This window comes from Bacillus sp. 1780r2a1 (assembly GCA_024134725.1).
In the GTDB taxonomy this organism is placed as follows: Bacteria; Bacillota; Bacilli; order Bacillales; family Bacillaceae_H; genus Priestia; species Priestia aryabhattai_A.
This window is the reverse complement of record CP099863.1, coordinates 2,766,676-2,785,532: the sequence shown is the minus strand read 5'-3', so window position 1 is coordinate 2,785,532 and position 18,857 is coordinate 2,766,676. Positions and strand designations below refer to the sequence as shown.

Here is an 18,857-nt window from a genome sequence, read left to right as displayed (position 1 = left end):
AACAATAAAGCTATTAAAAAATAACCAAGCACTTGGTGTGCTTGGTTATTTTGCAAGAGATTGCTTACGTTTGTAAATGAATTTTCCTACATAGTAAAATACAACAGTAAAAAGGACAATAGCTGCAATGACATATTCATTAATCATGTCCGATAATAATCCTGCAGATAAAAAAGACAAGATGGCGAAGTAAATAAGGTTTCCGGATGCTGTTCCCCATAAAAACTGGCGAAAGTGAATGGAACTAATAGCTGATACAAAGTTAATAAGGCTGGTTGGAATAAAGGGAAAGACTCGCACTTGAAAAACGTAACTCGTTCCGTTTCTTTCAATCTTTTCAAGTAAAGAAGGCTTTACTTTTTTTAATAGTGCATCTTGAAAAACATAGCGAACAAGTAAAAACACACAGGCAGCTGCTAGTATACTTGTAAACCAGCTCCATACCAATCCAAGTCCTAACCCTAGTAAATTAATATTAACTGCAATGATTAGTACAAGGGGAATCAATGTAAATGCATTTTGAACAAACATAGCAATTAGTGTAAACAATAGTGTTGTCAGCAAATTTTCTTGCAAAAATGCTGTGATGTTATCCATATCGCCAGTGCGAATTGAGTAAAACAGATCAGTGTTAATAATAAAAACGATTAATACAATAGCAAATAGAAAGAGCAAGCTTGCTTTTATCCACGTTTTAATGTGAAATCACCTTTTTTCATCAGTTAAGTTAACAAATAGTAAATAGGCTTTTATTATATCTCAGCTCTTTGAAAATGAACATTAATTTACTATATAAGAAACATTAAAGGCAAAAGAACAAGGTAAAGAAAAGGTGTGATAGGATAACAGGTAAGAAAACAATTAGGAGATAAATATGAAGGATACATATAAACATTTTGCTGAGCTATCACGATTTGAGAAAGCTGAAAGAGATTATCGAATTAGAACACAAGCGACTTCGTCTGAACTGCTAGTGCTAGCTATTCATGGTGGAAGGATTGAACAAGGAACATCAGAAGTGGCTATTGCTATTGCAGAGAAACAAAACAGCTATTATCTATTTGAAGGAATGAAAAGTGCTCAAAATCGCAAGCTGCATATCTCATCTTCTCGTTTTGATGAGCCCACTGTATTATTTATGTTGAAAAAAGCTCAATATGTTCTTAGTATTCATGGATACAAGGAGAAAAAGAAGAAGCATACGCTAATCGGTGGGTTAGATGAAGAGAGAAAGCAGCAAGTATATAACGCGTTAAAAAAAGCAGGATTTAGTGCTGAAATCGTTAATCAAGATCATTTATTATCAGGTACACATAGGCACAATGTTGTAAATAAAGGAAGGCAAAAAAAAGGCGTACAGCTTGAAATTAGCTATGAAGAAAGAGCAAACTTCTTTCTAACAAAAAATCAGTATACAAGTTCTTTTTATCGCTACGTAGCGGCGATTCAATCGGCATTTTTAGGAAACGATACACCTTAAGGTGTATCGTTTTCTTGTTTTGAGCAAATGCCATGCAAGTAATCACGAATAACAGCCTCCACTCTTTCGCTGTTTACGCGCTTACGATCGAACATCGCATGCAGTGCTAGCCCATCGATTAAGGCATAAAGCTTTTCTGATTCTAGGTCCGTGTTTATCTGTTCTTTTAATATATTTTCATTTTTTAAGTAAAGCATCATTTTTTTTATACCTGAGAAGATTCCATCGTCAATTGGCCCTTGATTTTTATATTTCTGATGTGCTGTAAAAGTAAGCCAAACCTCCATTTCAGCCATTTTTTCATCATTAGTTGGAACAATCTCTAACAGCATCTTTAACACTTTTTCTTGAGGGGGAAGGTCCTGTGAAGCAATTGAAATAATTCGCCGTTCAGCTTGTTCCTTAACCAGTTCCATGGCATAAGTTAACAGGTCATCTTGAGAAGAGAAATAATGACGTAAGGAACCTAGTGATAATTTTGCTTCCTTTGCAATGTTTCGAACAGTAGTGCCTTCCATACCTTGCTTTAAAATAACTCGCCATGTTGCTTTGGCAATTTGTTCTTTTCGTTTTTGGTGATCAACTAATTTTGGCATGACTTTATTGTAGCAATAAAAAAGGCAGGTTGCAATTTTATAATACAGTTGTATTACTAAAAAAGAAGTGCTAAAATACATTTAAATAATACAATTGTATTAGAAAAGGGGTGGGAGCTTGAATTTTATTGCTTGGATGATTGTAGGGTGCGAAATTGCTTTTTGGATAGTCATTCTGTTAGGGTTAACAACACGGTATATAGCTAAAAAGGAAAAACTGGGTTTTTTCTTTTTAGCGTTAACGCCATTTATTGACTTAATTTTATTGCTTATTACAGGGATTGATTTATATAATGGTGCGAAGGCAACGACTGCTCACGGTATTGCAGCTATTTATATTGGGGTATCTTTGGCATTTGGAAAGAGCATGATTAAATGGGCAGATGAACGTTTTTTATATTATGTGACAAAGCAAGGAGCAAAGCCAATTAGGCGATTTGGGCTCGAACATGCTAAACATGGATTAAAGGGATGGTTTCAACACTTAATAGCATACGCAATTGGAGCTGGTCTTTTAGTTGTAATCATTAACCTTTTGAATAACGCACAGCAAACTGAGGCTTTAAGTGGTATACTCCAAATATGGACTCTTGTGTTAGCCATCGATTTTTGTATTACAATGAGTTACTTTATCTGGCCACGCAAGATGAAAGCAACAATTAAACAGTAAGCTGTAGAGTGCTCATTTGTAGATGAGCATTCTTTTTTTTATAAAAGTAGGATAATAGAATTGTCTTTCATTTATCTGAAAATTTTTCAACTTATTTACGCTTCTATCCTTTATAATAGAAAACGTTAAAGAAATGATAGATAAAGGAGAAAGAGAATGGACATTTTAAGTGCAGAGTTTTTGTCAGCGCTTCTTGCTATTATTATTATTGATTTAGTTTTAGCTGGCGACAACGCAATTGTAATTGGTTTAGCAGCGAGAAAACTGCCTAAACATCAGCAGAAAAAAGTAATCATTTGGGGAACAATTGGAGCAATCGTCATTCGTATGCTTGCAACATTAGCAGTTGTTTGGTTACTAGAAATTCCCGGTTTGCTTTTGGTTGGAGGAATCTTGTTAACTATTATTGCGTACAAGCTTTTGGTTGAAGATCAAGACCATGATGTAAAGGCTGGAGATAGCATGTGGGCTGCAATTCGTACAATTATTATTGCAGATGCGTTAATGGGACTGGATAACGTATTGGCAGTTGCGGGTGCAGCTCATGGAAGCTTTTTACTAGTAGTACTTGGGTTGTTAATTTCAGTTCCTATTGTGATGTGGGGAAGTACGTTAATTTTAAAATGGGTAGAAAGATTTCCAATTATTATTACAATTGGAGCGGCAGTACTAGCTTGGACTGCTTCTAAAATGATTGTTGGTGAGCCGTTCTTACAACCGTATTTTGAAAATGGTTTTGTTAAGTATGGTTTTGAAGTACTAGTCATTGCTGCTGTAATTGGTGCAGGTAAAATGAAGCAAAGTAAAATGCAGAAGCAACCTGTAGAAGAAACCATTGAGAAGACTCAATCTTTTTCTAAGTAGAAGCAAGCTTATAATTGAAACAAAAAGAGGTGCATTTAGCACCTCTTTTTTCGTGGTTTGAATTATAGCTTTATGAGAGATGTGGACTTTTTAGCATAGCTTTATAGATGAGCTTTGTTAATTGCTGGGCACCTTCTGGAAGCAGATGAACGCCATCTTTTGTAAAATATTCTGGATGTTTGGTTCCTAAAGTATGCCAATCAACAAGCACCACGTTTTTATATTCTTTTGCTGCATTTTCTAATTTCTCATTTACTTCTGTTTCCCATTGTCGTGGCACCCGTGTGTTGACCAGGTATACATCTGCTTTTGCGAACTGTTTAAGTAGTTCATCTAGCTGTTCTTCTGTAAAGTAACCATTTGTACCAAGTTGAATAATCACTGCACTAGAAGGTTCATTATATTGAGTATACTTCTTTGCGACGTTTAAAGCTTCTGACAGCTGTCGACCAACTTTGCCATCAATTACAATATTAGGATAAGTTTCTTGCAGTGGATCGGCTAAGTTTAGCATAACTGAATCACCAATTGAGAGAACTTGAGTATAGTGAGGTTCATTTGTTGGTAATTCTTTTTGTTTCAGATGATGATCTTTGGATACTGGATTTGCTGCAGTTTTAATATGAATAGCTGCAGGTTGTTTGCTTTCTGTTTTTTTAGGTTCTAAAATCCCGGTAACACCAAGCACAAATAATAAGAAGGCCATAGCAAATACGATAGGTACAGCGACTTTCAGATGAGAACGAAAGGTAGCCGGTGATTTAAATGTTGGCAGTGCTTGCCTAAAGAAGGTTTTAAAACCTCCTTTTCGTATAGGTTGCTCAATCATTCGATAAGAAACTTCCGCAATAAGACATGTTGCTATAACCTGTAAGCTGATATGTACATAATTGAACTGCCCAAATTCAGTAGCAGGCGTTGTTAATATAATGATAGGATAGTGCCATAAATAAATGCCATACGACCGTGTACCAACCCACCGTAACGGCTTAAAAGATAACAGTTTGCCAGTTATGCTGCTAGGATGTGAAATCGTTGCGACGAGGACAGCAGCATTTAAACTAACTAAAAGCATACCTCCGCGATACATTGACGGGGCAAATTCAGTTAGTAATGAAGTGCATAGAAACACTAACAGTAAGCTTGTAAGGCCCGTAACATTTAAAATAAACTTTCCTGTGTTTGGGACATTTTTAGAAGATAAGCGATAGAGTGGCCACACGAATGCTAAGCAACAACCAATTAGCAATTCGAATGATCTTGTATCTGTGCCGTAATATACACGACTAGGATCCATACCTGGTTTATATAAAGCTCCCATTAATAATGCAGATACTATTGCTCCACAGCTTATCACTATAAGAATAGTCTTTTTCTTCTTTATAAAACGTAGTCCAATTAGTAATAAAAGTGGCCATATAATATAAAATTGTTCTTCAATTGCCAGTGACCATAAATTCTTTATTGGAGAAGGCGATTGAAAGCTATCAAAATATGAAACATCTTGAAAAATAAACCACCAGTTGCTTACATAGAGTAATCCCGCTATGGCATCCCCTTGTAAGGTAGATAAAAGAGATGGCTTGAACAAAACGGTCCAAGCAACTACGCATACAACCATGAAAAAAGCTGCAGGAAAAAGCCTTCTTATTCGGCTTGTGAAAAACGAAGAAAGGAGCAGCTTTTGGTGCTCTTCATATTGTTTTAATAAAATAGATGTAATTAAGTATCCAGATAAAACAAAGAAAATGGACACGCCTAAGAAGCCACCGCTTGCCCAACTAAAGCCATAATGATATGCAAATACAAATAAAACAGCTAGCGCTCGAAGTCCATCTAACCCATGAACGTATCGATGCTGTAGCTGAGTGTTAGCCATATTAAAGACTCCTTTACAATCTAAATTGTCATGTGTATGTAAATAATATTTTTATGAATTCTCAAAGATAACCTTTGAAAATTTCAGAACAAACCACAAGATATATGGTACAAAGAATTATTTTACCCGTAAAGTATTTTTTACCATATCGTCATAAAATGCAAGACTTTTAGCAAGAAAATATTTTTTTGTGCAAAAAAACCGGACGTACCTTTGGTAAATCCGGTTCTTTCATTTAAATTCTATAGAGGAGAGCGGACGGCTCTATCTGCATTTATTCTACCATAAACCCAGTTTGTTCCTGTACCTGTTATTGGGTCACAAGTATTTTGAATGACTGTACGAATTTGAGAAGCACTACGTCCTTGAGATGCTAGTAATGCTGCTAATCCAGCTACGTGTGGAGCTGCCATAGACGTGCCGCTTAAATAAGAGTAAGTGCTTGTAGGGTAAGTGGATAGAATACTAGAGCCTGGTGCTGCAACTTGCACCCAAGTTCCAAAGTTTGAAAAAACAGAGCGTTGATCAGAGGAAGTTGTAGAGGCAACTGCAATGACGTTTGCGTAAGCTGCAGGATAAGTGAGGGCGTTGCTACCGTTATTGCCAGCTGCCCCAATAACAACAACGCCTTGGCTAGCCGCGTAGTTAACAGCACCTTCAAGCGTAATGGTGTCTTGAGGAGATCCTAAACTCAAATTAATAACTTGTACTCCTTGGTTAACCGCATAAATAATGCCATCGGCAACCTGGCTTAGTAATCCGCTACCACTGTTTGAAAGCACTTTTACTGGCTGAATTGATGCTAAAGGAGCCATACCAGCAATGCCAGCCCCATTATTGGTTGTTGCTGCAGCAATGCCAGCTACATGAGTCCCATGACCATTAAAGTCATTTGTGTCAGTGTTATTATCAATAAAGTTATAGCCTGGAACTAATTTTGATGCAAGGTCAGGGTGATTTGGCTGGACGCCCGTATCAAGTATTGCAATTCTAATGCCAGCATTGCTTTGAGTAACATCCCATGCAGAAGGAGCACTTACTTTTTGAGGGCCGTATTGAAAGGAATAGAACGAATCGTTTGGAATATAGGAAGCTTCAAAAACGTAGTTTGGCTCTGCGTATTCAACTTCATCGAGCTCTGAGTATATTTTCATCATCTTATTAATATTTTTAGCTGTAGTAACCACTTGAAAGCCTAATGTTTCATTACAACATGAAGCTTCACATTTATATTTTTTATGAATTGAAGCAATTGTATCTTCATCAACGTCATCATTAAATTTAACAATAAATTGATTTTGGGCAAATACTGGTTGTTTAACCTTTAAAGCTTGTACCAATTTTTTAATAACAAAAAACAAAAGTGTAATTACACCAAGTGAACCTGTAGTTAAGGCAATCCATGTCAGCATAATACCAATCCTCCTAATTTTGTAACACCTTATATCATATGCGTTGCTACAAAAAAGGGATTGGACAAACTACCTGATTTCAAAAAAGAGGCTGAGACATAAAGAAATGATTTCTTCTTAAAGATGAATGAAGATGTTTCTAACCAATTTGGGTTATAAGAACATGCTCGTTTTCCACTAAGATTCATTCCATAAGTGTTTAAACTTATTTTCTGAGCAAATAAAAACTATCCGAATCATTGTAAGGTAATTCACAAAAATTCGGATAGTTAATCGGCTGAAAGACTTATGTCCTAGTGTGTATTCGTCCTATTATCTAGTGATTTCTTTAATAACTCGTGCAGGGTTTCCACCAACGACTGTGTTTGGAGGAACGTCTTTCGTTACCACGGCTCCTGATGCAATGACTGCATTATCACCAATAGTAACGCCTGGATTGATGATAGCGCGGCCCCCAATCCAAACGTTATCTCCAATGACAACTGGCTTTCCGTATTCTCTACCGCTGTTACGTTCAACAGGATCAAGCGGGTGAGTAGCTGTATAAATATGAACGCCTGGTGCGAGCATACAGTTATCACCGATAGTTACAGGACAGATATCTAAAATTAAGCAATCAAAGTTTGCATAAAAGTTTTCGCCTACATGAATGTTGTATCCATAGTCACAGCGGAAGATTGGTTCAATATAGATATTTTCTCCAGTGGAACCAAACAACTCTTTTATTAAACTCATACGGTAAGTATCATCTGTCTCAACTGCTTGATTAAATAATCTTGTTATCTTTCTTGCATGAGTGCGATCTTTAATCAATTCAGAATCTCCAGATATGTACATTTCGCCTGCAATCATTTTTTCTTTTTCTGTTGTCATTTTTTAGTCTCCCTATCCTTTTTAATTTAACGCTTTCATAGGGTAGTGTAGCGTAAAATTAAACGTTCGTTAAGTAAAATAGCTAAGAATCAACTAGCTTTTTCTTTATTCCATCGATGACAAAAAGGAGAAAAGGTAAAGCAAAGCCAATTGTGCCTGTATAAAAGGGAGAAGTAGTAAGTGTGTAACTTCCCAAAAAAGGACCATTAGGTACGAAAATATTGGAGGAAGCTAAAAATAATAATCCTAAAGGCAAAGTTAAGAAACGGTAAGTAGTTAGGTTAAAAAGCTGAGCTACTCCTAAATTTAATACAAACAGCAAAATGCTAAGCTTGAAAAAAATTGAAATAAACCAGATGATAGCTACAATTACTTCAATGCGGGTTATGAAATTTGTCACATTAATTTCTTTAGCCAATAGGTAGGTAGGAGAAAGGCGAGTAGAGGTCTGATCTACTCCTAAAACTAAAACACAAAGAAAAATAATGATAATTAAGAAAACACCGCCAATCAGTGTACCGATATAAACAGGTGTGCGCTTTTTACTCGTCCATTTAACATAAGGAAAAATCATTAAAAAAACAACGGTATCCAAAAATGGAAATGTCAAAAAGTGAACTGTAGAAATGAAAATAGGCCGCAAACCCATAGTAAAGAATGGCTGAAAGTGATCAAAGTTAATTTGTTTAGTAAGAAATAGTACGAGTAAGCTAAAGAGAGCAATGACCCATGGGAATAGGATTTCACCGGAACGTGCTAAAACCTCAAGTCCTAAGCGAACGCCAAACAACGATACGCTTAACACAAATACGTAAATGGGAACAATGGGGGTTTCAGGCATAACTTGCGTAATGATAAAGTCACCAATATTATAAAGCGTCAAAGAACCTGCTATTACGGGGAAGGTTAAAAAGATAATAGAAAATACTTTGCCAATCCATTTGCCGAGAATTTCTTCGGTGAATTCCGTAAATAGCATTGTTGGATATCGCTTTCCTAGCGCTATGTATAAAGGCAATATCCCCAAAGCGATAACAAGGGTTAAAATACTCGTAATCCAAGCATCTTGTTTTGCAATTGAAACAATAATAGATGGGATAACTAAAATAGCACTCCCGATTATGTAAAGGCTAAGTAGCACGATGAATTGCTTTTCAGAGATTTTAACATGTTTGAGCATGCTGGAAGTACCTCCTATATAAGGCATATTGTTCTTTGAACCTTATATGCTCGTTAGTATGCCTCATTCAACGTTACTTATGAATAATGTAAAAAAAGTAAAAGAAAGTAGGGCATAATAAAACAAATTAAAAAAAGACCAGCAATTCCTTTTTTTACCGCTTCACATTGTTAGAACGCGTTCGATTCATTGCACTGCGCCTATTCGCTTTCTGCGGTGCGGGATCTCAGTTCTCCCTTTCTTTCCCCCAGGAGTCGAGTATCCTACGCTCCATTCCACTCTGTTTCCAGCATTGTTTTCACAATCAAAAAAACCTGAACGATTAAAAGCAAAGAACTCTTAACCATTCAGGTATAGCAGGGACTAAACTACTTATGTCTCAGCCTCTTTTGAGGAATTGCAAATATAACTCTTACTTTATAGCCCAATGGTAAATAGCTTTAGCAACACCATCTTGATCATTAGTTTCAGTTATCCAGTCAGCCGCTTTCTTTACCACATCTTGCGCATTACCCATGGCTATGCCTACTCCAGCTTCTGTAATCATGGCGATATCGTTTAGGCTATCCCCCATGGCCATTACTTCGTTTATTGATAGATTTAAACGTTCACAAACAGTTTTTAGTGCTTTTGCTTTATTGATTCCAAGAGCGTTGATTTCAAGATTTGTTGGGCTAGAATTCGTAATCTCAAGATTTTTGTTTTTAGTTAGCGTGTTCAAAATTAGCTTTCTTGTATCATCATCATGGATGTCATACCCGAACTTTAGCCATTCATGACTTGTAATATCGGTTGGAAAATCGTCTTTCCATACCTTTTCGCTTGTAACAGCCCAAAAGGTTAAGTCATGCTTTTGCTTTAAATCCCACATCTCTTGTATGTAATCTGGTTCTAAAATCGTCCGCTCAATTAAATTGCCTTCACCGTCCCAGATTTCACTCCCGTTTACATTAATAATATAAGATGACAGCTTTAATGACTCGGCAAATTTAATACTAGTTGGGCGTGAACGTCCTGTACTTAAAACAACATGTATTCCTTTTTCTTCTGCTTCTGCTATAGCTTTTCGGTTTCCATGTGAAATTTCGCCTTTTGTATTTAATAGTGTACCATCCATATCAAGAGCAATTAACTTAATCGATGGTTTATCCATAGCGCGTCACCCTTTCAAAATACTTTTCTACTTTAAGAATAGCATGAACACACCTTGAAAAAAAGAAAGGTGCTGGGTAAAGGGTAGATCAAATGACTCATTTTTCAAAAAAATAAAAAAGTGAATTGACGAATACGAACGGAGTTTCTATAATTTTCTAGAAAAGAAATTCATGTTTTGTAAAATTGCAAACGGTTGCACAAAAAAACGATGAATACTTTTAACAATAATAAGGGGGAAAAGAGATGGGGAAAAGTGTGAAAGTACTGTTAGTATTCATCATGAGTATAGCAATTATATTTACAAGCTATACGAGTGCTCAAGCAGAAGTCAAATCGGATTACAAGCTGTATGTTATGGCTCCTTTAGGAGAAATCACAGATTGGGATCAGTTCGAACGTCAGCTTGTTCAGATGAAGAAAAATGGTGTATACGGATTAACAACAGATGTTTGGTGGGGAATTGTTGAAGCAAAAGGAGATAATCAATTTGATTGGTCTTATTATAAAAAGTATGCAAGCGCTGTGGAAGATTCAGGGCTGAAATGGGTTCCTATTTTATCTACACATCAATGTGGTGGTAACGTAGGAGATGATTGTAACTATCCGATACCTAATTGGTTATGGAAAAAAGATGACATTGAAAACATGGCATTCAAAAGTGAAAGTGGCTTTGTTAACAAAGAAGCATTAGCACCTTGGTGGGGTGGAATTGAGAAGCAGTATGGCGAATTATACCGTTCATTTGCTAAAAACTTTGCTGACTATGATGATGTTATTAGTAAAATTTATTTAAGCGGTGGACCAGCAGGCGAACTCCGCTACCCATCTTATCAGTTTGCAGACGGATGGGGTTATCCAGAGCGTGGTCAGTTACAAGCATATACAGAAGGTGCAAAAGAAGATTTTAGAGATGAAATGAAGCATCAATATAAAAACATTAAAAATCTTAACAAGGCGTGGGGAACATCATTTAAGACGTGGGATAAAATTGAACCTCCAGCTGATGGAGATGCTTTCTTTAGAAAAGGAGAAGCTTACAACACTTCATATGGAAAAGATTTCATGAAATGGTATCAAGGGGCTCTTGAAGATCACCTACAGACCATTTCAAAGCAAGCTCATAAATATTTTGATCGTACGTTTGACGTAGAAGTAGGCGCAAAAATTTCCGGTGTGCATTGGAAGATGAATGATCCTGAAATGCCACATGCTGCTGAGTACAGCACAGGTTATTATGATTATGCTAAGCTTCTAGATCAATTTAAAAAATCAAATATGGCATTAACGTTTACCTGTTTAGAAATGGGCGACCAGGATGCACAAACAGCTCCTTATTATAGTGCTCCAAAAACGTTAGTAACTCAAATTGCTACATTAGCAAACGAGCGTAACCTTTCGTTGAATGGAGAAAATGCACTTCCGATTATTAATAATGAGTGGGGATTTGATAACGCGTCTGAAATGGTATTTAACTATGACTTTGATGGGTTTACGCTTCTTCGTATGACGTATCTATTTGACGAAGCCGGCAATCCAACCAACGAACTTAGGATGTTAAAAGATAAGCTCGCGCTAGAACCCTTACCGGTTACGCTGAAGGTAAGTGGTGTACAGCTAGAAAAAGGACAAACCCTTCATGTAACGGGTAATCGAGGAGAGTTAGGACGTTGGAATACAAGCAGCTATCACTACATCTTAAAGCAAAAGTCAGACGGAATCTTTGAGGGAAATTTTGATTTAGCCGCGGATCGTCAGTACGAATTTAAGTTTTATATTAAAGATCAAGGTGGGGAAATTATTTGGCAAGATGGTGAGAACCAAAACTATCATACACCAGCAAAGGGAAAAGGGTCTTATTTAGCAACATGGTAATGGAATTGAAACAGCCGCCTATTCTTTCAAGAATAGGCGGCTGTTTTATATTGAATAGTTTCGTTTTTTATTTTGCTTGGTCTTGACTGTCGGCATGTTCTTTTGGACTTTGTTTATCATGACTAGAAGACATCATGTTTGACATGATGACATGGCCATCTCCACCGCATACTTTACACTTTATAAATGAAAGCAGCGCAAATCCAAATTTCGTTCCGCTTCCTTGGCAGTGTGGACAAACATAACGAAGAGGCATTTTGATACCATCCTTTTTTATAAATTCTTTTACATTATAATTTTTTCATATTTCTCTCACAAGGTACAAAAGGTAGAAGAGTAAGCAAGGGATTTTGCTGCTAGTTAAAAAGTCGGGGGTGTAAAATCATCGATTTTTGTTGCTTTTAGGCGAAGAGTTCAATATTTTCCACCCTTTTTGTCAATGTAATCGGTTTCAAAAAGGTTCATGCTGCACTAAAATGAGAGCATATAGGAGGTGCGGTTACATGGAGAGCCAAAGCAAATTGCAAGAAAAAGAAGTAATTTCAGTACAAAAAACAAAACAAACGCAGTCGTCAATTCGCACAAATAATCGTAAAAAGTGGAAAAAAGCAGGAATATTTACCTTGTTTGTAGGGCCCGTCTTTTTAGCATTTAGTATGATTGTTTTATATCCATTTTTATCTGGTGTTTATTACGCCTTTACAAATTGGAATGGTGTAACAGGAAATATTGAGTGGGTAGGGTTAGATAACTTTAAATACTTACTTTTTGAAGATAAGCAATTTCATGCTTCCTTCATTCTAACCGCGAAGTACACCGTTGTCGCTATTTTATTAACAAATGTGGTCGGATTTAGCCTAGCTTTACTGGTCACACAGATGCTTAAGACAAGAAATATTTTAAGAACAGTTTTCTTCTTGCCTAACTTAATTGGCGGACTATTACTGGGATTTGTATGGCAATTCATTTTTATTCGAGGTTTTTCGTCTATCGGTCAATTAACGGGTTGGTCACTTTTTGAGCTTCCTTGGTTAGGAGATGCTAATACTGCATTTTGGGGAATTGTTATTGTCAGCGTATGGCAAGGCGCAGGGTATATCATGATTATCTACGTAGCAGCTTTGCAAAACGTTCCGCAAGAGCTTCTTGAAGCAGCAAGAATTGACGGGGCAAACCGTTGGCAAACACTTCGCCATATTACACTACCAATGGTAGCACCAGCCGTCACAATTTGTTTATTCTTAACTATTTCGTCCTCATTTAAAATATTTGATGTAAACTTATCATTAACAAACGGTGGTCCGTTTAAATCAACAGAAATGTTAGCGCTTAACATTTATACAGAGGCTTTCGTTAATAACCGTTATGGTATTGGAGAAGCAAAAGCACTGATTTTCTTCTTAATCGTAGCAGGTATTACAACGCTTCAAGTTATGTATACGAAGAAGAAGGAGGTTGAATCTTAATGGGCAACAAGTATACAGGAAAGACGTTTATTATTGAAATCTTAGCAATTGTCTTAGGTTTAATCTTCCTTGCTCCGTTTTACTATGTTATTGCTAACTCATTAAAGCCGTTTGCAGAAATTTTAACCAATACATCAGCTTTACCATCGGCTTTTCAATGGCAAAACTACGTAACAGCTTTTGAAAGAATGGATTACTTACGAGTTTTCAAGAATTCACTAATTATTACAGTAGCAAGCAACCTAGTTATTGTGATCTTTTGTTCAATGGGAGCATATATGCTTGTACGTACAAAATCAAAGTTCAGTAATTTTATCTTTTTGCTCTTCGTAGCAGCCATGGTTATTCCTTTCCAATCAATTATGATTCCTTTAGTAAAAGCGGCAAGTTCATTTGGATTAATGAACAGCATTTGGGGACTAGTTGTGATGTATCTAGGATTTGGTTCTGGGTTAGCAATCTTCTTATATCACGGGTTCATTAAAGGGATACCAGTGGAATTAGAAGAAGCAGCAATTATTGATGGGTGCTCCACGTTTGGTGTATTTTGGAGAATTGTATTCCCTTTATTAAAGCCAATTACGGTAACGATTATTATCTTAAACAGCTTATGGATTTGGAACGATTTCTTATTACCATTACTTGTTCTGCAAGATCCATCATTACGTACAATTCCACTAGCAACGTTTTTCTTCTTTGGACAATACACAAAGCAGTGGGATTTAGCACTAGCAGCATTAATGTTAAGCATCATTCCATTATTAATCTTTTTCTTTTCGATGCAAAAACATATTATCAAAGGAATTACAAGTGGGTCTATTAAATAATAAACTTGGAACCTATGCTCATAATTAATGAGCATAGGTTCCAAACATAGGAGGAACCAAACATGAAACTAAAAAAACTTCCCTTAGCAGCAGGTGTACTATCAGCATCTCTTTTATTTACAGCAGCGTGCTCTAGCGATAGTTCGTCTGGAGATAATGCAAGCGGTGGCGCAAAAGGTGATCAAGTTGTTGTTGATATTTTCCAAGGAAAAGTTGAGATTGCAGATCAGCTAAAAGCATTAACGGATCAATATACAAAAGAAAATCCAAACGTAACATTCAACATTGAAACAGTTGGAGGCGGTGCAGACGGTGCAGCAGCACTAAAAGCGAAGTTTGCTTCTGGAAATGAGCCTGATATCTTCTCAAACGGTGGCTATCAAGAAGCCGTTACCTGGAAAGACAAGCTTGAAGATTTATCTGATGAGCCTTGGGTGAAAGATGCATTTGATAATACGTTAGATCCAATGACGATTGACGGCAAGGTATATGGTCAGCCGATGAACTTAGAAGGATACGGCTTTACGTATAACAAAGAGCTTTTTAAAAAAGCGGGCATTAAAGAAGTACCACAGACGTTAGATGAACTAGAAGCAGCAGCTAAGAAGTTAAAAGCAGCGGGAATCACGCCGTTTTCAATTGGATATGGTGAATGGTGGGTATTAGGAAATCATGGTTTAAACATTCCATTCTCTGCTCAAGAAGACCCTGATGCTTTTATCAAGAGCTTAAACGAAGGTACTGGAAAAATTTCAGGTAACCAGCAGTTTAAAGACTATATTAAGCTATTAGATTTAACAATTAAGTATGGAAATAAAAACTCGTTGACAACGGATTACAATACGCAAGTAACAAACTTTGCAACGGGTGAAGCAGCTATTATTCAACAAGGAAACTGGATTCAGCCAATGCTTGATAAAATTAATCCAGACTTAGATTTAGGTGTTATGCCAATGCCTCTTGGTGACGGTGGAAATGTGAAAGGGAAAATCTCAGTCGATGTACCAAGCAGCTGGGTTGTTCATAACGGTGCACCAGAAGCAGATAAAGAAGCAGCAAAAGATTTCTTAAACTGGATGGTAACATCGGAAGAAGGCAAGCGTGCACTTGTAGAAGAGTTTAAGTATGTTCCTGCATTTAAGACAATTGAAGCGGACGCAAAAGATATCGGTCCATTAGGTGCGGAAATCTTAAAGTACTCTGAAGAAGGACAAACAATGCCTTGGCAGTTTATGAAGTTCCCGGATGGTGTGAAAGAAGAATTTGGTGCTTCACTTCAAGAGTATGTTGGTGGTCAAGTAACGGAAGAAGAATTGTTTAAATCATTTGAAAGTACTTGGGATAAACTAAAAAAATAACTTAATGTATAAGAGCTTCTCCTGTAGTGGAGAAGCTTTTTATTGTACATAATACTTTACATAGGGTGGGGGGGTACATTATAATTTCAATTATGAAAGGTGGTTTTTGGATGGAAGAAAACCGTGGGTCGGAAGTAAAAGTAGATTGCCATGCAGGTAATGCAAGGCGAAGTCATCATTCTCCAGAAGTAAAGAAAAACTTAACGAGTCGCCTTAATCGAATTGAAGGACAAATTCGGGGAATTAAAGGGTTAATTGATAAGGATACGTACTGTGATGATGTCATTACGCAAATATCGGCTGTTCAGTCAGCTTTAAATAGTGTCAGTAAAATTTTATTAGAAGGTCATTTAAAGCACTGTGTTGTAGAAAGAGTACAAGAGGGCGACGAGGAAGTAGTAGATGAGTTATTAACAACAATTAAAAGATTAATGAAATAAAAAAGGAGCTGGAAAAGATGGAACAAACAGTATTATCAGTACAAGGTATGTCTTGTGGACATTGTGTAAAAGCAGTTGAAGGTGCAGTATCAGAATTAAGCGGTGTAAAAAGTGTAAAGGTTAATTTAGAATCAGCAACGGTTGAAGTTGAATATGATGAAAGTAAAGTCAGCCTTGAAACGATTAAAGAATCAATTGATGATCAAGGCTATGACGTAGCGTAAAATCGCGTGCGAATAACTTCGCACGTTCTCTTTTAAAAAGTAATATACCTATATAGGGTATATGAGGAGGGGTTCTATGAAAAGCCAAAAAGACATTACGTTACGTATAGAGGGTATGACGTGCTCAGCCTGTGCAAGCCGAATTGAAAAAAGTTTAAAGAAAATAGATGGAGTTGAAGATGCAGCTATTAACCTTGCATTAGAAAAAGCAACAATTCGCTATACACCTGAAGTAGTTCAGTCACGCGTTTTTGAAGAAAAAGTGCAGAATCTAGGATATGATGTCATTTATGAAACAGAAGAACTAGACATAACCGGGATGACCTGTGCAGCTTGTTCAAGCAGAATCGAAAAGGTATTAGGAAAGCAGCAGGGAATTGCTCATGTAAACGTGAATCTTGCATTAGAAACGGCAACTCTAAAATATAATGAAGAACAAATTGATCTATCTACCATCATTAATAGAATTGAAAAATTAGGATACGGTGCGTCTTTAAAGGCTGAAAAAAACGAAAATATCCGTGAAAAAGTAACCAATCAACAAGAGCTCAAATTTTTAATTGCAGCAATATTAAGTATCCCGCTACTTTGGGCCATGGTTAGTCACTTTTCCTTTACGGCCTTTATTCCTGTACCGCCGATGTTTTTAAATCCATGGTTTCAAATGGCCCTTGCTACGCCAGTTCAATTTCTTATCGGTGGACAGTTTTATGTTGGAGCCTATAAAGCGCTAAGGAATAAAAGTGCAAATATGGATGTTTTGGTGGCTTTAGGAACGAGCGCTGCTTATTTTTACAGCGTTTATTTATCGATTCAATCCATTGGTTCAAATGCTCATATGATTGAACTTTATTATGAAACAAGCGCAATCTTAATTACCCTTATTTTACTCGGGAAATTATTTGAAGCTAAAGCAAAAGGGCGCTCTTCAGAGGCAATTCGAACGCTTTTAAGTTTACAAGCAAAAACGGCAATTGTAGAGCGAGAAAATCAACAGGTTGAAATCCCTATTGAAGAAGTGAAGCACGGAGACGTTGTTTATGTGAAGCCAGGCGAAAAAATTCCAGTAGACGGTGAGGTAATAGAAGGACAATCTGCAATTGATGAGTCCATGCTAACAGGAGAAAGTATTCCGGTTGAAAAATCGATTGGTGATGATGTGACGGGAGCCACAGTGAACAAAAATGGCTTTTTAAAAGTAAAAGCAACAAAAGTGGGAAAAGAAACAGCCCTTGCACAAATTATAAGAGTTGTGGAAAGCGCACAAGGTTCTAAAGCCCCTATTCAACGCGTGGCTGACCGTATTTCAGGTATTTTTGTTCCCATTGTTGTAGCAATAGCAATCGTTACGTTTTTTGTTTGGTATATGGTGCTTGATCCTAGTGACTTTGCTTCAGCGCTTGAAAAAATGATTGCTGTACTTGTAATTGCCTGCCCTTGTGCATTAGGTCTAGCTACCCCAACGTCAATTATGGCAGGATCAGGTCGAGCAGCCGAACTAGGTGTTTTATTTAAAGGCGGTGAGCATCTAGAAGCAGCTCATGAAGTAGATACGATCGTGTTAGACAAAACTGGTACCGTGACAAAGGGTGAGCCACAAGTAACGGATATTGTGACGGAAACAGGCGCAAGCCAAGAAAAGCTTTTACAGCTTGTTGCCTCTGCTGAAAGTCAGTCTGAGCATCCATTAGCACGCGCCATTGTCAAAAAGGCTTCTGAACAAAATCTTAGTTTGCTAAAAATTTCAGCTTTTGAAGCAATACCTGGACATGGTATAAAAGCGATTATAGAGGATGAGGAAATTTTAGTGGGTACGAGAAAGCTTATGTCTGATTCTGGTATTGAAGTTGCGGGTGTTGAATCACTCATTTCAGAAATTGAGTCTCAGGGGAAAACGGTTATGCTAATTGCTTTAAACAGTGAATATGCAGGGTTTGTAGCAGTTGCTGATACGGTTAAAGAAACGTCAGCGAAAGCTATTAAGGCCCTAAAAGAAATGGGACTTCACGTTGTGATGATTACAGGTGATAATAAGCAAACAGCAAATGCTATTGCTAATGAAGTGGGAATTCATCATGTGCTTGCTGAAGTATTACCAGAAGAAAAAGCAGCCGAAATTCAAAAGCTGCAGGCTCAAGGGTCAAAAGTGGCAATGGTTGGTGACGGCTTAAATGATGCACCGGCTCTAGCAGTGGCTGACGTTGGAATGGCGATTGGAACCGGTACGGACGTTGCGATTGAAGCAGCAGACTTAACGCTTATGAGAGGTGACCTTACAAGCATCGTTCATGCTTTGCAAATGAGTAAAGCAACAATGCGTAACATTAAACAAAATCTCTTTTGGGCATTCGGCTACAATACTATTGGAATTCCAATTGCTGCAATAGGATTTTTGGCACCGTGGTTAGCTGGAGCAGCCATGGCGTTCAGTTCTGTATCCGTTGTGTTAAATGCGCTGCGTTTGCAGAAAATGAAGATTTAGAAGACAGACGGGAACATAAGGAATTCAGCTAATGATAAACCTGAACGATTAAAAGGAAAGAATTTTTAATCGTTCAGGT

Annotated in this window: 18 protein-coding genes; 10 read left to right on the top strand and 8 right to left on the bottom strand. The window is 37.1% G+C overall.

Annotated elements, in window-relative coordinates; genetic code table 11:
* Positions 1-45: 45 nt before the first annotated feature.
* Positions 46-675, bottom strand: coding sequence for a VTT domain-containing protein (locus tag NIZ91_13985; GenBank protein USY53859.1), 630 nt, complete (start codon positions 673-675; stop codon positions 46-48).
* A gap of 199 nt (positions 676-874) precedes the next feature.
* Between NIZ91_13985 and NIZ91_13980 the strand changes: the two genes are divergently transcribed.
* Positions 875-1,480 (top strand): poly-gamma-glutamate hydrolase family protein, encoded by a 606-nt coding sequence (locus NIZ91_13980; GenBank protein ID USY53858.1) that lies wholly within the window; start codon positions 875-877, stop codon positions 1,478-1,480.
* Here the strand turns inward: NIZ91_13980 and NIZ91_13975 are convergent.
* Positions 1,477-2,076: a TetR family transcriptional regulator C-terminal domain-containing protein gene (locus NIZ91_13975; GenBank protein USY53857.1), complete on the bottom strand. Its 600-nt coding sequence runs from the start codon at positions 2,074-2,076 to the stop codon at positions 1,477-1,479. The two genes, NIZ91_13980 and NIZ91_13975, sit on opposite strands and share 4 nt — an antisense overlap.
* 118 nt (positions 2,077-2,194) lie before the next feature.
* Here NIZ91_13975 and NIZ91_13970 point away from each other — a divergent pair, with 118 nt between their 5' ends.
* Positions 2,195-2,746 carry a hypothetical protein gene (locus NIZ91_13970; GenBank protein ID USY53856.1) on the top strand — a complete coding sequence of 184 codons (552 nt, stop codon included), beginning with the start codon at positions 2,195-2,197 and terminating at the stop codon, positions 2,744-2,746.
* A gap of 156 nt (positions 2,747-2,902) precedes the next feature.
* A complete protein-coding gene (locus tag NIZ91_13965) occupies positions 2,903-3,610 on the top strand; it encodes a TerC family protein (GenBank protein USY53855.1) in 708 nt (235 codons plus the stop codon).
* A gap of 70 nt (positions 3,611-3,680) precedes the next feature.
* On the opposite strand, the gene NIZ91_13960 is transcribed toward NIZ91_13965, so the two are convergent.
* From NIZ91_13960 to NIZ91_13940, 5 genes are all read right to left on the bottom strand, one after another.
* Positions 3,681-5,489: an acetyltransferase gene (locus NIZ91_13960; GenBank protein USY53854.1), complete on the bottom strand. Its 1,809-nt coding sequence runs from the start codon at positions 5,487-5,489 to the stop codon at positions 3,681-3,683.
* Between the two features lie 242 nt (positions 5,490-5,731).
* Entirely contained in the window at positions 5,732-6,901 is a 1,170-nt protein-coding gene (locus tag NIZ91_13955) for a S8 family peptidase (GenBank protein ID USY53853.1), read from the bottom strand.
* Between the two features lie 312 nt (positions 6,902-7,213).
* Positions 7,214-7,774, bottom strand: a complete 561-nt coding sequence (gene maa, locus NIZ91_13950; protein USY53852.1) for a maltose O-acetyltransferase — start codon at positions 7,772-7,774, stop codon at positions 7,214-7,216.
* An 82-nt stretch (positions 7,775-7,856) separates the two neighbouring features.
* Positions 7,857-8,954 (bottom strand): spore germination protein, encoded by a 1,098-nt coding sequence (locus NIZ91_13945; GenBank protein ID USY53851.1) that lies wholly within the window; start codon positions 8,952-8,954, stop codon positions 7,857-7,859.
* Between the two features lie 412 nt (positions 8,955-9,366).
* Positions 9,367-10,107 (bottom strand): Cof-type HAD-IIB family hydrolase, encoded by a 741-nt coding sequence (locus NIZ91_13940; GenBank protein ID USY53850.1) that lies wholly within the window; start codon positions 10,105-10,107, stop codon positions 9,367-9,369.
* A gap of 245 nt (positions 10,108-10,352) precedes the next feature.
* Here NIZ91_13940 and NIZ91_13935 point away from each other — a divergent pair, with 245 nt between their 5' ends.
* On the top strand, positions 10,353-11,981 hold the full coding sequence (locus tag NIZ91_13935) for a family 14 glycosylhydrolase (protein ID USY53849.1): 1,629 nt from the start codon (positions 10,353-10,355) through the stop codon (positions 11,979-11,981).
* A 67-nt stretch (positions 11,982-12,048) separates the two neighbouring features.
* On the opposite strand, the gene NIZ91_13930 is transcribed toward NIZ91_13935, so the two are convergent.
* Positions 12,049-12,237 carry a hypothetical protein gene (locus NIZ91_13930; GenBank protein ID USY53848.1) on the bottom strand — a complete coding sequence of 63 codons (189 nt, stop codon included), beginning with the start codon at positions 12,235-12,237 and terminating at the stop codon, positions 12,049-12,051.
* 247 nt (positions 12,238-12,484) lie between these two features.
* On the opposite strand from NIZ91_13930, the gene NIZ91_13925 reads away from it, so the two are divergent.
* From NIZ91_13925 to NIZ91_13900, 6 genes are all read left to right on the top strand, one after another.
* A complete protein-coding gene (locus tag NIZ91_13925; GenBank protein USY53847.1) occupies positions 12,485-13,447 on the top strand; it encodes a sugar ABC transporter permease in 963 nt (320 codons plus the stop codon).
* Positions 13,447-14,274: a carbohydrate ABC transporter permease gene (locus tag NIZ91_13920; GenBank protein USY53846.1), complete on the top strand. Its 828-nt coding sequence runs from the start codon at positions 13,447-13,449 to the stop codon at positions 14,272-14,274. The genes NIZ91_13925 and NIZ91_13920 overlap by 1 nt, the downstream gene beginning before the upstream one ends.
* A 62-nt stretch (positions 14,275-14,336) precedes the next feature.
* Entirely contained in the window at positions 14,337-15,632 is a 1,296-nt protein-coding gene (locus tag NIZ91_13915; protein USY53845.1) for an ABC transporter substrate-binding protein, read from the top strand.
* Between the two features lie 110 nt (positions 15,633-15,742).
* A complete protein-coding gene (locus NIZ91_13910; protein USY53844.1) occupies positions 15,743-16,072 on the top strand; it encodes a metal-sensitive transcriptional regulator in 330 nt (109 codons plus the stop codon).
* Between the two features lie 17 nt (positions 16,073-16,089).
* Positions 16,090-16,296, top strand: a complete 207-nt coding sequence (copZ, locus tag NIZ91_13905) for a copper chaperone CopZ (protein ID USY53843.1) — start codon at positions 16,090-16,092, stop codon at positions 16,294-16,296.
* A 76-nt stretch (positions 16,297-16,372) separates the two neighbouring features.
* Entirely contained in the window at positions 16,373-18,778 is a 2,406-nt protein-coding gene (locus tag NIZ91_13900) for a heavy metal translocating P-type ATPase (protein ID USY53842.1), read from the top strand.
* The last annotated feature ends 79 nt before the right edge of the window (positions 18,779-18,857 follow it).

What these genes read in the sequence shown, in the direction of transcription:
- NIZ91_13910 (USY53844.1), top strand. Translation starts at nt 15,743, where the DNA reads ATGGAAGAAAACCGTGGGTCGGAAGTAAAAGTAGATTGCCATGCAGGT.
- NIZ91_13975 (USY53857.1), bottom strand. Translation starts at nt 2,076, where the DNA reads ATGCCAAAATTAGTTGATCACCAAAAACGAAAAGAACAAATTGCCAAA.
- NIZ91_13900 (USY53842.1), top strand. Translation starts at nt 16,373, where the DNA reads ATGAAAAGCCAAAAAGACATTACGTTACGTATAGAGGGTATGACGTGC.
- NIZ91_13980 (USY53858.1), top strand. Translation starts at nt 875, where the DNA reads ATGAAGGATACATATAAACATTTTGCTGAGCTATCACGATTTGAGAAA.
- NIZ91_13930 (USY53848.1), bottom strand. Translation starts at nt 12,237, where the DNA reads ATGCCTCTTCGTTATGTTTGTCCACACTGCCAAGGAAGCGGAACGAAA.
- maa (USY53852.1), bottom strand. Translation starts at nt 7,774, where the DNA reads ATGACAACAGAAAAAGAAAAAATGATTGCAGGCGAAATGTACATATCT.
- NIZ91_13960 (USY53854.1), bottom strand. Translation starts at nt 5,489, where the DNA reads ATGGCTAACACTCAGCTACAGCATCGATACGTTCATGGGTTAGATGGA.
- copZ (USY53843.1), top strand. Translation starts at nt 16,090, where the DNA reads ATGGAACAAACAGTATTATCAGTACAAGGTATGTCTTGTGGACATTGT.
- NIZ91_13940 (USY53850.1), bottom strand. Translation starts at nt 10,107, where the DNA reads ATGGATAAACCATCGATTAAGTTAATTGCTCTTGATATGGATGGTACA.
- NIZ91_13920 (USY53846.1), top strand. Translation starts at nt 13,447, where the DNA reads ATGGGCAACAAGTATACAGGAAAGACGTTTATTATTGAAATCTTAGCA.
- NIZ91_13935 (USY53849.1), top strand. Translation starts at nt 10,353, where the DNA reads ATGGGGAAAAGTGTGAAAGTACTGTTAGTATTCATCATGAGTATAGCA.
- NIZ91_13915 (USY53845.1), top strand. Translation starts at nt 14,337, where the DNA reads ATGAAACTAAAAAAACTTCCCTTAGCAGCAGGTGTACTATCAGCATCT.
- NIZ91_13945 (USY53851.1), bottom strand. Translation starts at nt 8,954, where the DNA reads ATGCTCAAACATGTTAAAATCTCTGAAAAGCAATTCATCGTGCTACTT.
- NIZ91_13925 (USY53847.1), top strand. Translation starts at nt 12,485, where the DNA reads ATGGAGAGCCAAAGCAAATTGCAAGAAAAAGAAGTAATTTCAGTACAA.
- NIZ91_13965 (USY53855.1), top strand. Translation starts at nt 2,903, where the DNA reads ATGGACATTTTAAGTGCAGAGTTTTTGTCAGCGCTTCTTGCTATTATT.
- NIZ91_13955 (USY53853.1), bottom strand. Translation starts at nt 6,901, where the DNA reads ATGCTGACATGGATTGCCTTAACTACAGGTTCACTTGGTGTAATTACA.